We start from the raw sequence: 19,400 nt of genomic DNA, 5'->3' as shown, positions 1-19,400 counted from the left end.
CTTTTTGTATATTCTTTTATTCTAAGGAGTGTTGCTTCAGACTGGCTATAAAAAAAGATGCTATAGACTTTTGTCTTAAATAAATCCGCCGTTCACACGAATCGTCTGGCCCGTAACCCACTGTGATTCCTTACTGGCTAGAAACAGTACTACACTCGAGATATCCTCAGGCTCACCTAAGCGTCCAAAAGAATTCATACTCCCAACATTCGTAATCTCTTCAGCTGACTTCCCAACTGTGAAAAGCTCCGTATTAACAGGACCTGGCGAAACCGCATTAATGGTGATTCCCTTTCGTCCAAATTCTTTAGCTAGCTGACGAGTGAATTGTTCCACTGCTCCCTTTGTTCCCGCATAAACGCTGTAGGTTGGGAACATCTGGCCTGTAACCGATGTCGAGAAATTAATGATCCGTCCGTTCTCACTCATATGTTTTGCCGCTTGCTGGCAAGCAAAAAAGGTACCCTTCACATTGATAGCGAACTGTTTGTCGAAGTCTTCTTCCGTCATACTTGCAATCGGCTTTGTGATCATAATGCCTGCGTTGTTAACGAGAATATCGATTTGTCCATAAGCTTCCAATGTGGCTTGGAATAATTGTTCTAGCTCTGCCACTTGGCTGATATCCGCTCGGATAGCGATAGCTTCTCCACCCTTTTGCTTAATTTCGTTCACAACTTCCTCTGCCTTGCTTGAACTGCTTGCATAATTAACAACAACCTTCGCACCATGTAACGCCAAGTTCTCCGCAATTTCCCGTCCCATACCTCTTGAAGCTCCAGTCACTAATGCAACTTTTCCATCCAAATTCTGATCCATCTTTTATTCCTCCTATTCGTTTACCTTTCTTGTTGGTCTGATTATAAATCTAACACTCGCAAATAACAAGTGACAATTATTATTTTTTGTCATTCAATATAATTGTTCTCCAGACGCAAAAAAACCTTCCGATCTTCATCAAAAGGTTTAGTCCATCATTTTTCTATTATGAAATATGCTATAACAATTTATGACGAAATTCCGGAAAGCATCAAATCCCAAACAGAGGCAAACTCCTGATCAATCGAACCCGACTGCCACTCTTTCGCATGAGCAGGATGATGAAATCGTGATGTTGCATTAAAAATAGCTCTTGCCGTAACCTCTGATTCCAATGCTTTAAACTCCCCGGTTTGTATACCTTTTTCAAGAATGCGTGCGAGTTGCCCAATTAATTGATCTATGTGTTGGGTAATCATATCTACGGCTTCTAAAGTTACGGAGGCGTACATAGCAAACATTTCGGAATCATCTACAGCATAGCTCCGTTTACTGTGAATTAGAGTATCTAACCACAGATGTAGCTGCTCTTTGGCATTCCCATCAAATTGCTCAGTAACGTCCTTTAATGGGGCTAAAATATTTTGATGCAACCATCTTTCGGTTACCGATTCGCGCAAAGCTGCTTTACTGGAAAAATGTCTATATAGCGTACCATGACTAACCTTCAGTACCCTCGCTACATCAACAACTGAAGTCTTATCCGGGCCAAAACGCCGGAGTACTTGTTCAGCCGCATCCAAAATGTTTTCTTTAGATAATGGAAGATCATTCGACATCGATATTTCCCCTCACTCTATTTCTGATGGTACTTATCATAGCATATAATATTCAAAAACGAACTGACAATAATATTACTTTGTCATTTGTAAAATCATTATCAGTATATACGTGCACAAACTTATCAAACTAAGATCCACATTTCAGTATCCAATTCTCATCAGCCGCTGAGTACTTACCATACCCCAACAACAAAAAACCTCCTTGATTTCTCAAGAAGGTTCATTTCTTTCATCTACTTACTCACTCGTCCAGCTTCGCCCTAACAAACTTACCAATCTTCGTAATCGCCTGCTCTGCTTCTGGGAGCATGTACGCTAAGAAATGAAAAACACTCCACATATTATCCCATATTTCCAGTTCCACATGAACACCCGCTCCTCTCGCCCGTTCAGCCAACCTCGTTGAATCGCTTAATAGCACCTCATGGTCGCCTACTTGAACAAGTAAATCAGGCAATCCCTGCAAACTCATTCTTAACGGCGATAATATTGAAGCCCACTCGGTTCGAGTACCTACATATGATTCAAGTATCCGTTTATTCCCTTCCAAGCTACCTGTCGGATCAAGCTCCGCACGACTATGATACGATTCACCATCCAAATGAACAAGATCTGTATGCGGCGAGATTAAAAAAGCACCTGCTGGTAACTCGCTCCCCTCATCTCTCAAACTAATCAGTGTCATCAGCGCAAGGCTGGCTCCAACAGAGTCTCCTCCAAACACGATATCACTGGCAGAATATCCGTTCGCAAGCAACCACCGGTAAGCCCCTATACAATCTTCATTAGCGGCGGGATAGATATACTCGGGTGCAAGGCGATACTCAATAATTAGCACTTTCATGCCACTCGCCTTTGCAATTCGTGCTGCTAGATCCCGATAAAACTCACAGGTTCCTGAAACAAAACCACCACCATGAAAATAAAGAATCACTTTATCATCAGGTGGAGCTGCTTCCACAGGAATGATCCACTCTCCGCTTAATGGCCCAACCCTGACCCGCTCGACTGTAACATCCGTATGACTGGGCATATTCGCAGCCGCCTCAACCATTTCTTGCCGGATATGCTCTACAGACTTACTTTCAAACCGATTGTTTTGTTTCAGGTAATCTTTGATCGCTGCAAGCTGTTCTATACTCGTCTTTTCCATATCGATAATCCCTCCTACAGGTCTTTTCAACTCAAAGTGTAAAGCCTGTAGGTGACTACAAGGTCAAGTTAAGATTCCATTTTCAGGATTTCTAGCGTTGACTGTACTCCAGGATGTTTATCCTTGGCTAATAAATTTGTTCTCAAGTCTGCGAGAGAAGCAAGCTTTATCTCCTGCTTTGCAATTTCATTGCGGACTCGATCCATTTTTTTATCTACAACTTTCACAAAATCATCTATGCTAATGCCACTGCTTTCCGATTTTAACAATGCCTTTTTAATTTCCTTTAGGGTGAATCCACATTGCTTAGCATTATGTATAAACGTAAGTCGACTTAGCGCTTCTTCAGAATAAAGACGGTAGCCGGCTTCCGAACGTAAAGGTGTACTAATTAGACCCAGTTCCTCATAATACCTCAGTGTTTCCATATTCACATTTGCCATCTTGGCCATTTGACCTCGCAAGTATTCCGTCATGATCTACGCCCCCTTGGAATTCCCTATATTATACCAAAATCCAGATAATACAGAGGGTATCAAAATAGAGCCAATAATTAATCGGGATCAATTTAAAACTCCTTATTTACACACAAAAAAACGGCATTTCTGCCGTTTCCCCATGTCTACTCTTCTACCTACAACACTTCACTTCGAATCGCATTTTTCTGTATTAGAGAAATCTGTCCGGCATGAATACCTGTGTGATACATAAGTCTTCCTACCGCTTCAAGCGGAGTAGATGTGCCAAAAGACGACTCTACGCTTACATGCCAAGCATCTTCCGGAAGCTCCCGCATCGCTGCAATCAGATTCTCGTTGGAAGCAGACAGCAGATCCACCAGTTCACTTAGTGTAGTATATGCTGCGTCATCGGCTTGAGGTTTAGGTCTACCAAAGAACCACTCTGCAAACATAAATTCTACCTCGGCATTATGAGAAATCAAACCTCCGATGGATGAATTCCCTAATTTAAGATTTAAATCTTCTTCCGGCAATGCCTTCACCATTTTATGAAATCGCTCTTGAACCGCTTGCCAGATGGGCAGTACTGAAGTAATAGTCATCGGCTATTTGCTCCCTTGTACAGCTGCTTCTTCGTCTTTCTTCTTATCAATAACAACGTGATTAAATACATTCGCATCTACATCAATATCGAACGCCAACCCAAAACCTACAACATAACGCCCCTTCAACGGAGTTAGTTCGAACAGTGAAAAATCCAGTCCGCGCAGCAATTTCAGCATGGCCTCACCATGGTCAGCATTGAACAATTCAAAGATATCCTCATATCCATCATTTCCGATATTGCTTGAAGTACAACTCCAGCGCACACGCTCAGTTGCAAATTTATTGTTTGTTTCAGACTCATCCGCAATTAGAAAGGCGTCCACATAATCATTATTTTCCATATAGCCATAGTGCTCTGCGATCTTACTAATATAGATATACAGCTTGCCGTCTTTCTTTACGAAAGGCGCATAACTAATAAAGGGCTTACCTTCATCATCGATCAAACTCAAAATCAAGTTCTTACGTTTATTAATAAATTGCAAGTAGTTTTCTTTATTTTTCTCCACATCTACAGGCTTCTTCATTTAAAATCCCTCCATGAATAGGTTGTGTCACACTATGAATCTATCGAACAGTACTCAACAAATGAATACGAGGTTTCTTCTCTGTGGGCACATACTGGACTTCCGCGTCCATCCGGTATATATCCCTTATCATATCAGTTGTCATGACTTCATTCGGTGTGCCATACATCGCCTTCTCACCTGCCTGCACTACAACGATACTATCGCTATACGTAGAAGCTTGATTGAGATCATGCAGCACCATTACTACGGTCATGCCCATGTCTTGATTTAACTCGCGAACAAGCTCAAGCACTTCATGCTGATGCGAAATATCCAAGTACGTGGTTGGTTCGTCAAGCAACATGATAAGTGGAAGCTGCGCTAAAGCCATTGCAATCCAGGCACGCTGTGATTCACCACCTGACAATGAAGCTACGGCTCGGTCCTTATACTCCATCAAATGTGTCTTTTCAAGGGCCCAATGAACAATGTCCATATCCTCTTGGTTCAATCTTTCAAACCACTTTTTGTGTGGATATCTGCCATACGAGACCAGATCGATCACAGTCATATCACTCGGTGCTTGATTCTTCTGGCTCAGCATGCACATTTTTCGTGCGACTTGTTTGGCGCTCATGGTCTTCAGATCCGTACCATCGAGTATGACCGTACCCGTGTGATAAGGAATTAGCCGTGATACCGCTTTGAGCAAAGTGGATTTGCCGGAGCCGTTCGGTCCTATGATGGAGACGATCTCACCCTTTTTTACGGAAAAAGAGAAGTTGTTAATCACGCTTTTCTGCTCATACCGAATCGAAATGGAATCGACAGTAAACATGTTAGAACGCCTTCTTTCTCATCAGGTATAGAAAATATGGTCCGCCAATCACAGCCATAAGGATACCCGCAGGGATATCTAGGGGTGCAAACAGGGTACGTCCACCTGTATCCGCAATTAACAGAACCAATGCACCAAGAGCCATACTCATCGGCAAAAGATATTTGTAATCTGAACCCACGAGCAATCTCGCCATATGAGGTACAACTAGACCGACAAATCCGATCATTCCAATGGCTGCTACAGAAATAGCCGCTAGAAATACTGCCAGCAAGGAGAGCAGGATACGAATTCGGTTCACATTTTCACCCAGATTCGAAGCCACCTGATCACCCAAACGAATGATATTTGCCTTACGAATGGCAAAGAACGATAGGATCCAACCTGCAATCGCATATGGGAAGACCATCATCAACGCATTATTCCCTTTTGCCGCAAGACTGCCGTTAAGCCATTGAACCGCTGCAGGGAGTCTATCGCTGTACATGATTGTTAATAGTCCAATGAGTCCTCCGCAAAGCGCATTCACAGCAACACCAGATAAAATAATAGTAATCGGTGAAATACCGGTTCGTCTCCAAGCTAATGCATATACAATACCAGCAGCAATTAGCCCTCCAACAAAAGCGGCAATCGGAATGAACTCAGTATACTGTGGTGCAGCAAGCATTATAACAAGAACACATGCAGCCGCGCCGCTAGTTACACCCGTCAATCCAGGATCAGCAAGTGGGTTACCCATCACAGCTTGCAGCAGTGCGCCCGAGATCGCTATATTCGCTCCGATGATCATCGCCAGTAACACACGTGGCAATCGAATATCCCATATGATGGTGGCATTCACCGCCTTAGACGATGAACCAAAGATCGTGCTTAGTATGTCTGATACCGGAATGAAAACAGAGCCTAATCCGATGGCAATAATCGCGGCAACGAGCGCTAATAGAACCGTTACAATAACAACTATTCTGCTACGAGATGTATTTATCACTTGCTGTCTCCTTTAATTATTCATAAAAGTATTTTGCGATTTCAGTTAGGGCTGTTTCTGCATTAATGATCGAGGTTACCCCGAACACACTGTAATCTAAAATCTGAATTTTGTCGTTTTTATAAGCAGAGAGCTTCGTCCAAGTTTCATTTTTCTCTATTTCTTTTTTAAATTTGTCCTTTGTCGCTCCGTGGTCACCTGAAGCCAATACGAGAATGACGTCAGGATCAGCGGCTACGACGTTCTCCATATTAATAGGAGAGTAAGTATCGGTAACTTTAAGTACAGAAGTAGCAATGTTATCAGCGCCAAGCTTTTTCACCAAACTACCTAGATAAGATTTCTCACTCATAACCATGAAGGAATCAGAGGTTCCAATAACGAGCATCACGCTCGGCAGTTCTTTTCCTGCGGCTAATTTACTTAGCTCATTTTCTTTATCCAATATCTTACTCAAAGCCGCATTCATCTCATCTTTTTTATTAAAATAAGTACCTAATACTTTAAGGCTAAGCTTTAAATCCTCGAAGGATTCTGTGCGTAGATACGCTTTTTGCAAATCCATGCCTTCCAGTGTCTTATCCAGCGTGCTTCGAAGCGATTCTGCTCCCAGCAGCAAGTCTGGCTCAAGCTTTGTTACTACTTCAAGATCCGGTGCCATTGGCGAACCAATTTTTTCTATCGATTCAAAATCAGCAGGGATTGGATTGGTGGAGGTTGGCACCCCAACTGGTGTGATTCCAAGCAAATAGAGCATTTCTGTTAATGGTACAGATGTAGTTACAATTCGCTGTGGAACTGTGGCTGGAAACTGGCTTAATGCTTCATTGAACAATGCTTCATCTACACCATCATTCTCCAGACTGTATTCCTTTCCAGCATCCGCTGTTTTCGCTGCTTCTGTTGTATTCGCTGCATTTGCTTCTTTCGTTTCATTAGCAGCTGTATTCGTTACGGCTTCATTCTTGGTTTGATTGTCCGCTGTATTGGTGGACGAACATGCAGTCATCGCAGTAAGCGCTGCAACAACCATAAGTACTAATAATTTCTTCAAAATCTATCCCTCCGAGTATGTATAATTATACGTTCCAAGTAGTGATAATGATTTTCATTTTCATCTACCACTCCTATGATAATGGTTATCATTAGGAAGTGTCAAGAATTTTATTTTAATTTTAAACTAGCAAAAATACCTTAAACATCCCATTAAAAAGGACAACCTTTCTTGTAGAAAAATAGGAATTCGGTGTCGTATGAACCCTTCACTTTCTTAAATCCACAAAAAAACCACATCCAAAGGACGTGGTTAATATGCATAATAAACCTAAATATTTAATTATAGACTGGAATAAATCTATCTCGATTATTAATAATGGAATCTTCTTCTGATTTCGCTTATAAATTTCCGGTCAGAAAAAATTATCATCCCAATAATGGTTAGGAGTGAGTATACGATAGAGAAAACACTGGTCCAAATGACATGAGACAAATTAAATACAAACAGAAGCATAGGACATAAATTAATAAAGAACATCGCTAAAATATAGCCTATATCATGACGCCATAATGATTTTTGAACAATTGCGAGCACAGTCATAATAAACGTAGCTGCCACTCCAAACAGTGGGATTGCATAGTTGGTAGACCATCCCCTAAAACCAACGAATATATCGATCACCAAAAGGAAAATGGACAACATGACATAGTGATATAAAATTTTCCTGCCAATATGTTTATTAGATAAAATGGTGTCTTTAACAACGATCCACGCATAGATAAGACCTGTACTTACGATAATTGACCATATTCTCGGATTGATATGATAGGTCAACGCATTAATTGTAATCGAAAGCACGATCGCAGATATAGTCAAAAAGAGGAACAATTTAGCTACCGTAAATGGTTTGGTTTCCTGATAGATCTCTTTATAGGACGGGTATTCTGTCGTGCTCTCTCCCCTGATCTTAAGTGGCTTGGAGCATAGTGGACAACGATAATGTTGATTATCAACCGTCACGTTGCAACGAATACATTTGGTCATTCGCTAATCCCCCAATCGTTTGAGTAGATTTTAACTTCAAGTCCAGCCTCACCCGCTAAGGTCGAAAAGAAATATTGCAATATATCGGATTCCACTATATTTCTGGTAAACGTGATCACCAGCTTATCATTGACTGAGCTGATCCCACAGTTCATAGGGCTTTTATTGGATGGATAGACTAATGCCTCGATTAGCTCTACGTGCTTGTACATTTGCTGTGGCAACATAATATTACCGATATTGGACAAGGTCAGTGTTCTTTTACTTTCCCCAAGCATATGAAACCCTAAATTCACGAACCAGTTCTTCAAAAATAACGGGACAAATAGCGTAGCTTTGTTCCGTTCAAGCGCCACATTATTGTAAATGATATTTTGCAAATTTTCTTTCCCCGTTTTATACTTCAGCATCTCATTCATTCTAAAAATTAATTCATCCAGTGTGGTATCTTCCGTAATTCGCGCGCCAAGATTAACTACGCCAAAGAAGTTACGAAGAGTACGTGAAGGGAATGCCTTGCGCAAGTTGACAGGCACTGCGATAACCACGGGAGCGTTACTTTTGCTATATTTGATTCTTGTTTGATAAATAGAATAACTCAGTAATGCGGATAAATAAGCAGTGATCGTACTACCTTTTTGCTTAGCGAGGGCATTCAATTGGGAGGCACTTACGACCCCGTGTACCACGTTATTTCCGAACTGTTCGAAAGCTGTACCTTTAATGTGGTACGCTCGGCTGTTTCTAACCGATTCAACATAACAATCCTTGTAGTATCTGCGAAAAGCATCCTCCATATCATGGATATCCACTCCTGAATCAGCGAGTAAAATCCGGTCCTCAGTGTCAATTTCATGTCCCATATACATTAGATAATAGTACAGCAGTGATTTTAAAAACTCGACAGCCCCATTACCATCCGTAAGCGCATGGAACACTTCAACAGAGACTCTATTTTTGTAGTATAAAACCTTAAATAAATATCCATTGTTTGTAGTTGGATCAATGTTGCGACAAGGATACTGCTGATCCTCAGCGATCACAATTTTATCCGTGCTAGACTCTAAATAATTCCAAAACACACCCCTGCGAAGCTTCACAGTGAACATCGGAAATCTGTCGAATACCGTATCGGCGGCTTGCTGTAACGCATCCACATCTACAGGATTTGTCAGAACAGCTGAGATCCGATAAACGGAAGTGTTTTTTGTGTTTGTAACGGATGGAAATAGTTTTGCTGCGTTATCAAGTTTGTACCACTTTTTCACTTCAAAACTCCTCTTTTATTCTGCTGTTACTGGTTGATACTCCACTTTTGCATTGTCTTCCTCAAACAAACATAGCTTACCACGACACAGATTATCTCTGCCACTACAAAGGAAAGCCATAAGCCGATGTTACCAAGCATTAAAGGAAGGATAAAGAAATTCCCCATCAACAAGACATACCGTAAAATCGCCAAAATCGCGGATGTTCTTGGATTGTTAATGGCTGTGTACAAAGCGTTAATTATAATATTGGCCCCTACAAAGATAAAATTAAAGCTATAAAATGTGATGATTTCACTTGATGTAGTCATGACCTGAAGATTGTCTTTTACAAAAAGAGAAATTAAGGGTGATTTAAAAATAATCAATATCGCTGTACAAACCACACCAACTAATGTCACTATTTTAATCGCCATGGTAATCAATTCCGTTATACGGCTATATTCCTTCGCTCCGTAATTCACGCTGCTAATGGCTCCTAACCCTCTCGACATGCCCATGATAACTGCATTAACTACAAGTGAGATATACTGAACTACCGCAAATGAAGATACCCCTATTTCACCAAATTTAGAGATCAAAATCCAGTTGAAGATCATAGAAGAAAAACCCGCACTGAATTGCGTAATCGCTTCCGAGGAACCGTTATAGATCATCCTTCCGATTGCTTTAAAATCCATTTTCCATCTACCCACTCTTAAAATGCTATCCTTTGAGATAAAATTAAAATTCGAGAAAAATAATATAAAAACAATCGTTGCACTGATCCCAGATGCCAAAGCAGCACCGGTAATCCCCATATCGAAAACGCAGATAAAAATTAAATCCAAGATGATATTCAAAACTACACTCAGTAAATTACCAACCATATAAAGCTGAGGTTTCCCCATAGATTGCAATGAAATACCAAGTAAAATATTAAAAATTACAGGCACGACAAATACACCAAAAGTCTGTATGTAATCAACAACCATAGGAAAAAGCACTGAATTTGCTCCAACTATTCTAGCCAGTACATGAGGAAAAAAAACTACCATTATGAAAATAACTATGGCTATCATGAGCAGTGTGTAAAAAGCATTATTGAAGTAGTGGTTGGCTTTCCCCTTGTTCTGCTTTCCCAGACTAATAGCGGTTAATGTATTTCCCCCAATGGCAATTAAGATCCCTATACACGAAATAATATTAAAAATCGGTGAAGCCATATTCACTGCAGCTAGCGCATTAGGTCCTACAAAACGTCCCAAAATGATTCCGTTAATAATTCCGTACAGACACATAGAAAGTGAAGCTACGATCCCGGGGATTGCATAACCGCGAAATAGTTTGGAAATTGGATCTTTTAATACATTGAGTTCTGTTGTCTTCATCTTGTCATTCTCCATTCACTGTTTTGAAATTTTAGATAAAAATCAGTACAATGAACACTATAATCTCTTGTGTAACACAAGAGTCAACGGGAGAACGATGCAATGAACAACTATTATTCTATTGGTGAAACAGCAAAACTAGCAGACACAACTATCGAAACCTTGCGGCATTATGACCGAATTCACTTGCTGAAGCCTGCTAAAGTAGATCCCTCCTCCGGTTATCGCTATTATTCAGATAAAGAGCTTATTTATCTTGATGTCATCAACTTCTGCAAAAAAAAGAATATGCCACTTCATAAGATTAAAGATGTTTTTACGAATGATAATCTTGATTATATTATTAATTTTCTTAAAACAAAGGACGATGAAATCGAACAAGAAATCAAGCAGCTGAATAAGACAAAATCACAGCTTAAAGCTTTACAAAAACAATATGAAAATCAAGCTTATTTATCCGATGTCCCTCTATCCCCCACCCATTTTTCAACTAAGGCTTTGGGAGAAAGAGCGATCGTAAAAATCCACTCCCTACAGAAACCCAGCCTCGAAAGTTTCCATCAACTGCAGAATGCGCTAAATCAACAGCTTGAAGATGAGCCAAGAGATGCATTCGCCTTTGATCTTCGTGCAAATATTATGACTACGTTGGAGCCCAGTGAGAATCCATCTGTCTTTTTTGTAGTTTGTGAGAAGTACCCTGAACAGGCCGGCTGTATTTCAATATTACCTAAAGGAATTTATCTCTATGGTTATTGCTCGGAGGAGCAGAGAATGGAAACGATGCAGAATATCGCTGCATATGCTAAAGCCGAATATAATACGGAGATTCCATTTGTCATCCAGACAGTCATTTTCACCGGAATGTTTCAGTGGGTGTATGAGATTCAAGTATGGTTAAAATCTGCATGATCTAAAATAAGACAAATAAAACAGCACGCGGCGATATAGGATCGACACGTGCTGTTTACTACAGAATTAAAGCTGATTTGTCCAAACTAAAATCTAGCGACAAAAAATTCACGGTCTGCTGGGACGTTAAAACTCTTCAAAACTACTCCATTCTCGTCTCTTATTGTCAGCAGGTAAGGTACTGAAGTTAATGTGCTAATCGTAGGAAATCTGACCACACCGAAATCATCGAACTCAGCGTTCACAGTAGTGGTACCATTTTTTAATGTAGCGTTCCAGCCCGAAGAATCTTTAGGTGTGCTATTCGTACCTAAACTTGTAGCGAGAACCACAAATCTGTCCAATGTCTGTCTGATTCTCCGTTTCTTCCGGGTTGCAGCTGCTTTCACTCTTTTTGCCGCGAGGGCTTTGGCCGCCATAACGGCTTGCTTATTGACTGGCTTCTTAATCATTGCCATTTACTTCACCACTTTCTTTTTAGGATACGATAGTAGATGCAAGATTTGGAATGCTTGACCTCACTTTTACCTACTATTCTAGAAATGTACTTTATTCCTAGATTCATAGATTCGTACCCACTGGATCAGTGGTGCATATAATGCACTTGTGAGGTGATCCATTAATAAATGAGCCGACAATTGTGGCTAGAGCAATATAGTTCAAGAATCCATAGCGCGCTAAGAAAAAGAATTCAACACTCCCAAGTCCGTCGCGGTACGTCCGCTAAAATTCCTATCATTATCAAATTCAAACAAAAAATGACCCCAGCACAGCTGAAGTCATTAAAAAAACATTTAGAATCACACGACTTTCCTATCAAACATCATCTCCCCATACTAAATTCTGTATCATCACGAGTTTCGATGAACTGTCTGAAACAGATGTGCAGTTGGCATGGAATCGATAAAATCTATGTTGACGGAATTAAAAAAACATCACTTTATATAGCGACACCATCCATCGGTTCTACATCCGTCCAAAAGAAACAGGGACTTACCGGAAAAGGAATCAACATTGCCATTCTTGACACAGGAGTGTATAGGCACCCTGATCTGATTCAGCCCTGTAACCGTATCGTAGCTTTTAAAGATTTTATCAATCACAGAAAACTTCCCTACGACGATAACGGCCATGGGACTCATATCGCAGGGGACGCGGCAGGCAACGGATGGATGAGTAAAGGAAAATATAAAAGCCCTGCTCCAAAGGCAGGGATCGTCGGTGTTAAAGTACTCGATAAAAATGGCGACGGATATGACTCCACGATTATTAAAGGAATTGAGTGGTGTATTGCGAATCGAAAGCGACTAAAAATACGTATCCTTTCGATGTCATTAGGGGGTACGGTAAATTCACCTTGTGCTGATGACCCGCTGTGCCAAGCCGTAGAAAAAGCAATAAAGGCTGGACTCACTGTTGTGATTGCAGCTGGAAATAGCGGCCCTGGACGCAGGACGATAGAATCTCCTGGTATTAGTCCTTCTGCAATTACCGTAGGTGCAGTGGATGACCGTCGCACGCTCACACAAAAGGACGACCGGATTACCTCGTATTCAAGCCGCGGACCTGCACCGGGAGGGCGAAAGAAACCAGACCTCGTAGCTCCTGGCGAAACCATTATCTCTCTTCGTGCGCCTCATTCCAAGCTAGATCGCGAGCTTCCTTACTTGCAGATCGCTAAAAATTACTTTGTGCTGTCCGGTACCAGTGTCTCAACACCTATAGTCTCTGGTGTCATTGCTCAATTGCTGCAGAGAAATCCCTCATTAACTCCTAAGCAAGTGAAATCCATACTAAAAAAGAACACATTCTCTCTGAAACTCCCCCCTAACACAGCGGGCTCTGGTGAGATCAATGCAAGATTCTTATTTTGATTTTGCTTCCTTCTTTAAAGCTGTGATAACAGAAACTGATAACACTTCAGTAAATTTACCCGTAGGCTCCATTTCTAATAAAGAAGATTTCAAATCCGCTTCGAATCGTTCTAAGTGATCTCCAAATAAGCGCTTTGAAGCATAGGATGTGGAATACAAATTGCCAAGAATCGAATCCACCGTCCATGTCACTGAATAACTCGGTAAAATCAATCTTTCCACATCCTTAAAACTAGATCGCGCAACAATATCCTCATGCCTTTCTTTAGGATGAGTATAGATGCTGTCTCCTGCTATTCTTTCGTTACCTAACCAGCGTTTCACTACTTCATTTACCTTAAGCTGCCAAGATAATGGCTCTTGCCCTACATTAAAAGTATCAATAATTGCTAGACCGCCATTATTGTCCGAACTGTGGTATAGGATTTCAAGAATAGACGATCTATCCATCCAGTGAAACGCTTTGGCTAGAATGGTAAGTCGGAAGGAACCCCAGACGTTCTGCAACTCTTCTGCTCTACCAAGCATCCAACTAACGTTATCAACCCTATGGATTTTTGATAGACGATTAGCCTCTTCCAACATTCCACTTTCCGTATCTACACCTATCATTTCTTCAAACCAATCACTAAATCTTAGTCCCAGCTGACCCGTACCACACCCTAAATCAAGCAGACGGCCTTCTCCGTTAAGCGAAAACTTCTGAATTAAGAACCGAATAAGGGATGAAGGATACTGCGGTCGATATTTTGAATAGTACACTGCCGTACCTTTAAATAAATCCGGACCATATTCATTCATAGTTTCACCCTTCTCTTGTTTTCTAATAGGACAAAATCATAGCAGACATCCAACTAAAATAAAAGGCAGTTCGGTGTGAATCCGAACTGCCTTTTTATTTATGCTGATACGCCAATTCACTGGATTTGGGCTCAAAGGATCAAAAAATCCACATAGTAATGATTGACAAATAGGTCTGTTGCATATATGGTTAATTACATAACTAACTAACCAATGAACATGGCGGTGAATACATGGGAAGCTTAATGGATGATACTCGACCGATATTTATGCAGATCGCCGAACGCATAGAAAATGACATCATCGAAGAAACACTCTTGGAGGAATCACAGGTTCCTTCAACAAATCAATTTGCTGTTTTTTACCAGATCAATCCGGCGACGGCTGCGAAAGGTGTGAATTTGCTTGTCGACCAAGGAATTTTATACAAAAAGCGAGGTATCGGCATGTTTGTAGCTTCTGGAGCGCGCACAGTATTGATGGAAAAGAGAAAAGAGCAATTTTATGAGCAATATGTTGTAACTATGATCCGTGAAGCAGAGAAATTAGGAATTACGTTGGATCAATTAACGAAGATGATTCAGAGGGGAGATAATCGGTCATGAATGAAATCGTTGAGATCAAGGGACTGACCAAGTCGTATGGAAAGGTAACCGTCATCCAAGACATTAGTTTTTCTTTAGAAAAGAACAAAATCTATGGTCTGCTTGGCAGAAATGGTGCGGGCAAAACAACGATCATGCACATGATTACAGCACAGTTATTTGCTACAAGCGGTGATTTAAAGGTGTTCGGGGAACATCCCTATGAGAATAACCGCGTACTCAATCAGATTTGCTTTATTAAGGAAAGCCAAAAGTATCCGGATACGTACCGTATTATCGATGTTCTAGAGGTATCCGAGTTATTCTTCCCTAACTTTGATCGGGACTACGCCCACTCCTTAATCAAGGACTTTAATCTCCCCTTAAAAAGAAGAATAAAGAAGCTGTCCAGAGGAATGCTCTCGGCGGTGGGCATTGTAGTAGGCCTGGCGAGCCGCGCTCCGCTGACTATTTTTGACGAACCTTATTTAGGTCTCGATGCTGTAGCAAGAAGCCTGTTTTACGATCGACTAATTGAGGATTATTCAGAATATCCGCGAACAGTTGTCTTGTCTACACACTTAATTGACGAGGTAAGCCAGCTATTAGAGCATGTCATTGTTATCGACAACGGTAAGCTGATTATCAATGAGGATGCTGAAGCTCTTCGCGGGCGAGCTGCTAAAGTTATCGGTGCGGCTGCGAAGGTCGAAGATTTAATCACCGGTAAAGAGATCATCTCTCGTGAATCCTTTGGCGGTTTACTTTCTGCCACTGTTATTGGCTTAAACTCAACAGATCTATCACGTGCTGAGATGCTTGGTCTGGAGATCTCCCCGATATCTTTACAACAGTTAGTTGTTCATCTTACAAACAGAAAATCCCAAGGGAAGGGAGTTGCAGTGCAATGAACCAGATGACAGGGATATTAAAAATGCACTACAAGGATAAATGGTTTTGGTTGTTTATGCCTTGGATTATATTATTGTCCAGCTTTTTGGTTAATCTTGTCATAGCTTTTTTCCTGCAAGAACCAATGTATACCGGCGGTCTAGTCTCAATCTTTATTTATATGTTTGTCATAGGTATCATCATTTTAGTACAGACTTTCCCCTTTGCCTTGGGCTTAAGCCTACGGAGGATAGATTATTTCTTCGGCACATCCTTGATGGCCGTTATAACAAGTGCCGGCTTCTCACTACTTCTGTTCCTGCTATCTATTATAGAAACCAAATTAACATCTGGATGGGGTGTGCAGCTACATTATTTTCACCTACCATACTTGAATGATGGTACCGTCCTAGAGCAGCTGTGGATCTATTTCATGATCTTGTTGCATATGTTTTATTGGGGATTTGTTATATCCAGCATCTTCCGTAGATTTGGTAGAAGCGGCCTATTCATTTTCGCGGCAGTCATGTTTATTCTGTACAGTGTCGCTGGATTGTTAATGACATATTATCAGTGGTGGGTAGATGTATTTAATTGGTTGGCTAGCCATACCGCATTTGAACTTGCCTTGTGGAGTATGCCCTTGACGGTCTTGTATGCACTCTTATCGTTCTGGATGCTTCGGAAGTCTACAGTATAAGACTCTGCCTGGAATATTGTTAATATTTATAGGGGGTACTGTATGGATTATGTGAGGGATTACGCCATGTATGCTTCTATATTCGGTATGTTTAGTTTTAGTTGGTTTGGTTGGGCACAAGAAAAACCCAGATCCAGCTGGCGAAAATATATTGGCATAGCTTCTGGTGTATCCCTTCTCGTCTGCTTGATTGGTGTCTATTTAAGTGTGACGAACTGGGATGCTCCCTCCGTATTAAATGACAAGACCTCCTTTGATAATTATCTAATTTCTGTCTATATTGAATTATTGTTGGCTGGTGCTGGAGCCTCTATATTGATGAAATGTAAGTATAATGATTATGTTGCTCCTTGGATTGCCTTTATAGTAGGGATTCATTTTATTGGCTTAAAAAGTGTGTTTAACGATTTCAGTTTATACCTTTTAGCAGCACTTCTAGTTGCAATCTCTATCGTATCACTGTTCATATCTAAAAAACTTAAGGTCGCAAACAGTGCAATTACAGGCATTGGTGCTGGGACAGTTTTGTTCGCCTTCGCTCTATTAGGGTTAATTCGATATTTATCAATCTAGATACGAGTATGCTAAAGTTACCTTCGATTAATTATATTCACAAAAAAAGAAACTCCCTTGTTTCTCAAGGGAGTTTCTTGTGATGCGGTCGAGAGGACTCGAACCTCCACGATATTGCTACCACACGGACCTGAACCGTGCGCGTCTGCCAATTCCGCCACGACCGCACATCATAATGACTACATATCAAACTTGCGGTCACAAGATAGATCATACCATGCTGAGATTAAAGCGTCAATATATTTTCCAGCTTTTCTTATCGATCATTATTTTATGGATAATTATTGCTTTTAATTCCGAATATAAGGTATAATGAGAACAAAAGTTCGCATAATATAAATGAGGTGATTTATAATGGCGACTACGAAGTTGAAGACATCCATTGTTGATGAAGATGTTACTAAAGAAGAACTGTCCCTTGTCAGAAGCTATTTGCTGCTAACGTTTATTCATAAAGTTTTCGAGCGTGACTGCCGTGTAATCAGCAAAAGTGGTCTATTTAAGACCCCTCAGCTTTATATGGAGCTCTTGTCTGGTGCCACTAAGAAAACCTCACTAATGCTTCAAGAGGTTACGCGTGAATTGAGCTCACATGATCTGAAGATCACAACCGTTCGCCAAGATCAACGAGGAGTCGAGGCCTTGTACTCCTGTAGAGGATATCAAGGTGAGATGAATATATTATGGCCAGGATTCCGTAGAGAGATGATGCTGCGAATGCGTGCGTATCTCGGACTGTCCACAGAGCTCTCCATACTCTCCAGAGAAGAAAGTGACTCCCAGCTAGCTTTAAGTATTTAATCCGTCAGAGGCATATATGTAAGCAGAACAGCTCCCCACCCAATTTGGGTAAGGAGCTGTTTTTGCTGCGGAAACTATATATTATCAGGTTCTTTCCTTGGTTCGCTGAAGGGTTGGAATAAATAATTCCGATCTAGCTTTACTACTCGTCTATTCTGACGACGTATCATCACCTGCGAATCATCCCAAGCCAGAACAATCCCTTTTACATCATTACTTTCTATGCCGTCCCGCACCACACGAATTTTCTCGCCGGAAATTCGGTATGCATCCAATTGTTCATCGCTAATCATCATGAATTCCTCCCTCTGTATAGCTTATCCTATTTTCATCCAGAAAAAAGACCCAAATGAAAAATCATCTGGGTCTCGTATAAGTAATTGACCAATTGCATGTCTACTAAAGCATTCTTATATCAGCGCTTCATTCTTCTCGAACCAGAAATCAAGAACTTTAGCGGACATCACACGTTGCTCCAGATACTCCACTTGGTTTGTTGTGAATTTCTCCCTCCAAGGGAAGGAAAGTTCCTCACATAAACCTTTGATTGTCAGAAGTTCTGACCAAGCTACATAGCGTTTGTACCAAAAAAACTGAGGATGTTCAATCATATAGGGATACAGATCGTCGAATTCCGTGTGTTTGCAATCCAGCGCACGCTCGAAGTGATCCTTGGCCTCGGTTAATTTATCAATAAAAAATTGCTCAGTCACCGGTTCTTTCCCCATTGTGACGCCTCCTCCCTATGTCTGATTTTATTATAAAGGAAAATCTATAGGGTGAAAAGCAGTTGTTTGAAAAATAGGCCTGTTCTTATCTCAAAAACGGGTTAATCCCCAAATTCAATGGTGCCTCCGCTAAGAGAAGTAATTCTTACGAGTGACTCCAGTCGGATGCCTTGTTCTTTGATCGTCCGGGCTCCAGCCTGAAAGCTTTTTTCCACTACAACGCCAAGACCTACCAGCTCAGCGCCAGAGCGCTCGATGATCTTAATCAATCCACGTGCTGCATCACCATTAGCAATAATATCATCGATAAAGAGGATTTTATCCTCTGGAGAGATGAATTGGCGAGACAACATAATGTCGGTAACAATACCTTTCGTAAAAGAAGGAACTCTTTCACAAAGTGCGTCCGGATCTGCTAACAGTGTTTTTTTGCGACGTGCAAAAACTAACGGCACCTTTAACTCATATGCGGTGGCAAATGCCACGGCAATGCCCGAGGATTCCACGGTCACAATACGTGTAATTCCGCAGTCCGCAAACCTCCCGGCAAACTCCCGTCCCATTTCCATCGTAAGCTGCGGATCTACCTGATGATTCAACAGTGCATCCAGCTTCAGCACTTCATCCGAAACGACGACACCTTCCTCCAAAATCCGCTGTTTCAACACTTCCATGACTTTGAACCTCCAATACCCTTT

Annotated in this window: 24 protein-coding genes and 1 tRNA gene; 7 read left to right on the top strand and 18 right to left on the bottom strand. The window is 41.1% G+C overall.

All coding sequences use genetic code 11. From position 1 onward, the window contains the following. Window positions 1-75 precede the first annotated feature (75 nt). From H70737_RS10290 to H70737_RS10235, 12 genes are all read right to left on the bottom strand, one after another. On the bottom strand, window positions 76-819 hold the full coding sequence (locus tag H70737_RS10290; protein WP_042186935.1) for an SDR family oxidoreductase: 744 nt from the start codon (window positions 817-819) through the stop codon (window positions 76-78). Between the two features lie 188 nt (window positions 820-1,007). After that, entirely contained in the window at window positions 1,008-1,598 is a 591-nt protein-coding gene (locus H70737_RS10285; RefSeq protein ID WP_042186933.1) for a TetR/AcrR family transcriptional regulator, read from the bottom strand. 244 nt (window positions 1,599-1,842) lie between these two features. Further along, the gene (locus tag H70737_RS10280; protein ID WP_052404240.1) at window positions 1,843-2,754 is read right to left on the bottom strand and encodes an alpha/beta hydrolase; all 912 of its coding nucleotides are present in this window, start codon (window positions 2,752-2,754) and stop codon (window positions 1,843-1,845) included. A gap of 68 nt (window positions 2,755-2,822) precedes the next feature. Next, window positions 2,823-3,230 carry a MerR family transcriptional regulator gene (locus tag H70737_RS10275; protein WP_042186931.1) on the bottom strand — a complete coding sequence of 136 codons (408 nt, stop codon included), beginning with the start codon at window positions 3,228-3,230 and terminating at the stop codon, window positions 2,823-2,825. A gap of 158 nt (window positions 3,231-3,388) precedes the next feature. Next, window positions 3,389-3,817, bottom strand: coding sequence for a DinB family protein (locus H70737_RS10270; protein WP_042186929.1), 429 nt, complete (start codon window positions 3,815-3,817; stop codon window positions 3,389-3,391). Window positions 3,818-3,820: 3 nt separating this feature from the next. Then, a complete protein-coding gene (locus H70737_RS10265; RefSeq protein WP_042186927.1) occupies window positions 3,821-4,348 on the bottom strand; it encodes a HugZ family pyridoxamine 5'-phosphate oxidase in 528 nt (175 codons plus the stop codon). 40 nt (window positions 4,349-4,388) lie between these two features. Next, a complete protein-coding gene (locus H70737_RS10260; protein WP_042186925.1) occupies window positions 4,389-5,168 on the bottom strand; it encodes an ABC transporter ATP-binding protein in 780 nt (259 codons plus the stop codon). Window position 5,169: 1 nt separating this feature from the next. Further along, on the bottom strand, window positions 5,170-6,159 hold the full coding sequence (locus tag H70737_RS10255; protein ID WP_052404239.1) for a FecCD family ABC transporter permease: 990 nt from the start codon (window positions 6,157-6,159) through the stop codon (window positions 5,170-5,172). Window positions 6,160-6,175: 16 nt separating this feature from the next. Next, a complete protein-coding gene (locus tag H70737_RS10250) occupies window positions 6,176-7,213 on the bottom strand; it encodes an ABC transporter substrate-binding protein (protein ID WP_052404238.1) in 1,038 nt (345 codons plus the stop codon). 312 nt (window positions 7,214-7,525) lie between these two features. Next, window positions 7,526-8,200 (bottom strand): DUF6320 domain-containing protein, encoded by a 675-nt coding sequence (locus H70737_RS10245; RefSeq protein ID WP_042186923.1) that lies wholly within the window; start codon window positions 8,198-8,200, stop codon window positions 7,526-7,528. After that, window positions 8,197-9,468, bottom strand: coding sequence for a hypothetical protein (locus H70737_RS10240; RefSeq protein ID WP_042186921.1), 1,272 nt, complete (start codon window positions 9,466-9,468; stop codon window positions 8,197-8,199). Before H70737_RS10240 ends, H70737_RS10245 begins: the two co-directional genes overlap by 4 nt. Window positions 9,469-9,494: 26 nt before the next feature. Further along, on the bottom strand, window positions 9,495-10,838 hold the full coding sequence (locus H70737_RS10235) for an MATE family efflux transporter (RefSeq protein WP_042186920.1): 1,344 nt from the start codon (window positions 10,836-10,838) through the stop codon (window positions 9,495-9,497). 102 nt (window positions 10,839-10,940) lie between these two features. Between H70737_RS10235 and H70737_RS31465 the strand changes: the two genes are divergently transcribed. Beyond that, window positions 10,941-11,750: a MerR family transcriptional regulator gene (locus tag H70737_RS31465; RefSeq protein ID WP_042186918.1), complete on the top strand. Its 810-nt coding sequence runs from the start codon at window positions 10,941-10,943 to the stop codon at window positions 11,748-11,750. A gap of 86 nt (window positions 11,751-11,836) precedes the next feature. Here the strand turns inward: H70737_RS31465 and H70737_RS10225 are convergent, their stop codons facing one another. Next, window positions 11,837-12,208, bottom strand: a complete 372-nt coding sequence (locus tag H70737_RS10225; protein WP_052404237.1) for a hypothetical protein — start codon at window positions 12,206-12,208, stop codon at window positions 11,837-11,839. 405 nt (window positions 12,209-12,613) lie between these two features. On the opposite strand from H70737_RS10225, the gene H70737_RS10220 reads away from it, so the two are divergent. Continuing rightward, entirely contained in the window at window positions 12,614-13,624 is a 1,011-nt protein-coding gene (locus H70737_RS10220; RefSeq protein ID WP_197071279.1) for a S8 family peptidase, read from the top strand. Here H70737_RS10220 and H70737_RS10215 read toward each other — a convergent pair. Then, complete coding sequence (locus H70737_RS10215; protein WP_042186914.1) at window positions 13,616-14,425, bottom strand: methyltransferase domain-containing protein; 810 nt, start codon at window positions 14,423-14,425, stop codon at window positions 13,616-13,618. The genes H70737_RS10220 and H70737_RS10215 overlap by 9 nt on opposite strands. A 233-nt stretch (window positions 14,426-14,658) precedes the next feature. Between H70737_RS10215 and H70737_RS10210 the strand changes: the two genes are divergently transcribed. The 4 genes from H70737_RS10210 to H70737_RS10195 are packed head-to-tail and all read left to right on the top strand — an operon-like array spanning window position 14,659 to window position 17,173. Next, the gene (locus tag H70737_RS10210) at window positions 14,659-15,030 is read left to right on the top strand and encodes a GntR family transcriptional regulator (RefSeq protein WP_042186911.1); all 372 of its coding nucleotides are present in this window, start codon (window positions 14,659-14,661) and stop codon (window positions 15,028-15,030) included. Beyond that, window positions 15,027-15,920, top strand: a complete 894-nt coding sequence (locus H70737_RS10205) for an ABC transporter ATP-binding protein (protein ID WP_042186909.1) — start codon at window positions 15,027-15,029, stop codon at window positions 15,918-15,920. The genes H70737_RS10210 and H70737_RS10205 overlap by 4 nt, the downstream gene beginning before the upstream one ends. Then, the gene (locus tag H70737_RS10200) at window positions 15,917-16,600 is read left to right on the top strand and encodes a hypothetical protein (protein WP_042186907.1); all 684 of its coding nucleotides are present in this window, start codon (window positions 15,917-15,919) and stop codon (window positions 16,598-16,600) included. The genes H70737_RS10205 and H70737_RS10200 overlap by 4 nt, the downstream gene beginning before the upstream one ends. A 42-nt stretch (window positions 16,601-16,642) precedes the next feature. After that, window positions 16,643-17,173, top strand: a complete 531-nt coding sequence (locus tag H70737_RS10195) for a hypothetical protein (protein WP_042186904.1) — start codon at window positions 16,643-16,645, stop codon at window positions 17,171-17,173. Window positions 17,174-17,256: 83 nt separating this feature from the next. On the opposite strand, the gene H70737_RS10190 is transcribed toward H70737_RS10195, so the two are convergent. Continuing rightward, window positions 17,257-17,340, bottom strand: a tRNA-Leu gene (locus H70737_RS10190). 187 nt (window positions 17,341-17,527) lie between these two features. Here H70737_RS10190 and H70737_RS10185 point away from each other — a divergent pair. Beyond that, on the top strand, window positions 17,528-17,974 hold the full coding sequence (locus H70737_RS10185; protein ID WP_042186902.1) for a YhjD family protein: 447 nt from the start codon (window positions 17,528-17,530) through the stop codon (window positions 17,972-17,974). Between the two features lie 74 nt (window positions 17,975-18,048). Here H70737_RS10185 and H70737_RS10180 read toward each other — a convergent pair whose 3' ends face one another. The 3 genes from H70737_RS10180 to H70737_RS10170 form a co-directional block, all read right to left on the bottom strand. Beyond that, on the bottom strand, window positions 18,049-18,267 hold the full coding sequence (locus H70737_RS10180) for a hypothetical protein (protein WP_042186900.1): 219 nt from the start codon (window positions 18,265-18,267) through the stop codon (window positions 18,049-18,051). Between the two features lie 117 nt (window positions 18,268-18,384). After that, window positions 18,385-18,702 (bottom strand): hypothetical protein, encoded by a 318-nt coding sequence (locus H70737_RS10175; protein WP_036689410.1) that lies wholly within the window; start codon window positions 18,700-18,702, stop codon window positions 18,385-18,387. 101 nt (window positions 18,703-18,803) lie between these two features. Continuing rightward, a complete protein-coding gene (locus H70737_RS10170) occupies window positions 18,804-19,376 on the bottom strand; it encodes a xanthine phosphoribosyltransferase (RefSeq protein WP_042186897.1) in 573 nt (190 codons plus the stop codon). Window positions 19,377-19,400 lie beyond the last annotated feature (24 nt).

The organism is Paenibacillus sp. FSL H7-0737 (assembly GCF_000758545.1).
Classification (GTDB): Bacteria; Bacillota; Bacilli; order Paenibacillales; family Paenibacillaceae; genus Paenibacillus_AQ.
This window is presented reverse-complemented; position numbering and strand designations above follow the sequence as displayed.

Excerpts from the sequence above, each read along its gene's own strand:
- H70737_RS10285 (WP_042186933.1), bottom strand. The coding sequence starts at position 1,598 with ATGTCGAATGATCTTCCATTATCTAAAGAAAACATTTTGGATGCGGCT.
- H70737_RS10200 (WP_042186907.1), top strand. The coding sequence starts at position 15,917 with ATGAACCAGATGACAGGGATATTAAAAATGCACTACAAGGATAAATGG.
- H70737_RS10205 (WP_042186909.1), top strand. The coding sequence starts at position 15,027 with ATGAATGAAATCGTTGAGATCAAGGGACTGACCAAGTCGTATGGAAAG.
- H70737_RS10220 (WP_197071279.1), top strand. The coding sequence starts at position 12,614 with ATGAACTGTCTGAAACAGATGTGCAGTTGGCATGGAATCGATAAAATC.
- H70737_RS10180 (WP_042186900.1), bottom strand. The coding sequence starts at position 18,267 with ATGATTAGCGATGAACAATTGGATGCATACCGAATTTCCGGCGAGAAA.
- H70737_RS10270 (WP_042186929.1), bottom strand. The coding sequence starts at position 3,817 with ATGACTATTACTTCAGTACTGCCCATCTGGCAAGCGGTTCAAGAGCGA.
- H70737_RS10215 (WP_042186914.1), bottom strand. The coding sequence starts at position 14,425 with ATGAATGAATATGGTCCGGATTTATTTAAAGGTACGGCAGTGTACTAT.
- H70737_RS10260 (WP_042186925.1), bottom strand. The coding sequence starts at position 5,168 with ATGTTTACTGTCGATTCCATTTCGATTCGGTATGAGCAGAAAAGCGTG.
- H70737_RS10210 (WP_042186911.1), top strand. The coding sequence starts at position 14,659 with ATGGGAAGCTTAATGGATGATACTCGACCGATATTTATGCAGATCGCC.
- H70737_RS10235 (WP_042186920.1), bottom strand. The coding sequence starts at position 10,838 with ATGAAGACAACAGAACTCAATGTATTAAAAGATCCAATTTCCAAACTA.
- H70737_RS10170 (WP_042186897.1), bottom strand. The coding sequence starts at position 19,376 with ATGGAAGTGTTGAAACAGCGGATTTTGGAGGAAGGTGTCGTCGTTTCG.
- H70737_RS10225 (WP_052404237.1), bottom strand. The coding sequence starts at position 12,208 with ATGGCAATGATTAAGAAGCCAGTCAATAAGCAAGCCGTTATGGCGGCC.
- H70737_RS10185 (WP_042186902.1), top strand. The coding sequence starts at position 17,528 with ATGGCGACTACGAAGTTGAAGACATCCATTGTTGATGAAGATGTTACT.
- H70737_RS10280 (WP_052404240.1), bottom strand. The coding sequence starts at position 2,754 with ATGGAAAAGACGAGTATAGAACAGCTTGCAGCGATCAAAGATTACCTG.
- H70737_RS10245 (WP_042186923.1), bottom strand. The coding sequence starts at position 8,200 with ATGACCAAATGTATTCGTTGCAACGTGACGGTTGATAATCAACATTAT.
- H70737_RS10195 (WP_042186904.1), top strand. The coding sequence starts at position 16,643 with ATGGATTATGTGAGGGATTACGCCATGTATGCTTCTATATTCGGTATG.
- H70737_RS10275 (WP_042186931.1), bottom strand. The coding sequence starts at position 3,230 with ATGACGGAATACTTGCGAGGTCAAATGGCCAAGATGGCAAATGTGAAT.
- H70737_RS10290 (WP_042186935.1), bottom strand. The coding sequence starts at position 819 with ATGGATCAGAATTTGGATGGAAAAGTTGCATTAGTGACTGGAGCTTCA.
- H70737_RS10265 (WP_042186927.1), bottom strand. The coding sequence starts at position 4,348 with ATGAAGAAGCCTGTAGATGTGGAGAAAAATAAAGAAAACTACTTGCAA.
- H70737_RS31465 (WP_042186918.1), top strand. The coding sequence starts at position 10,941 with ATGAACAACTATTATTCTATTGGTGAAACAGCAAAACTAGCAGACACA.
- H70737_RS10175 (WP_036689410.1), bottom strand. The coding sequence starts at position 18,702 with ATGGGGAAAGAACCGGTGACTGAGCAATTTTTTATTGATAAATTAACC.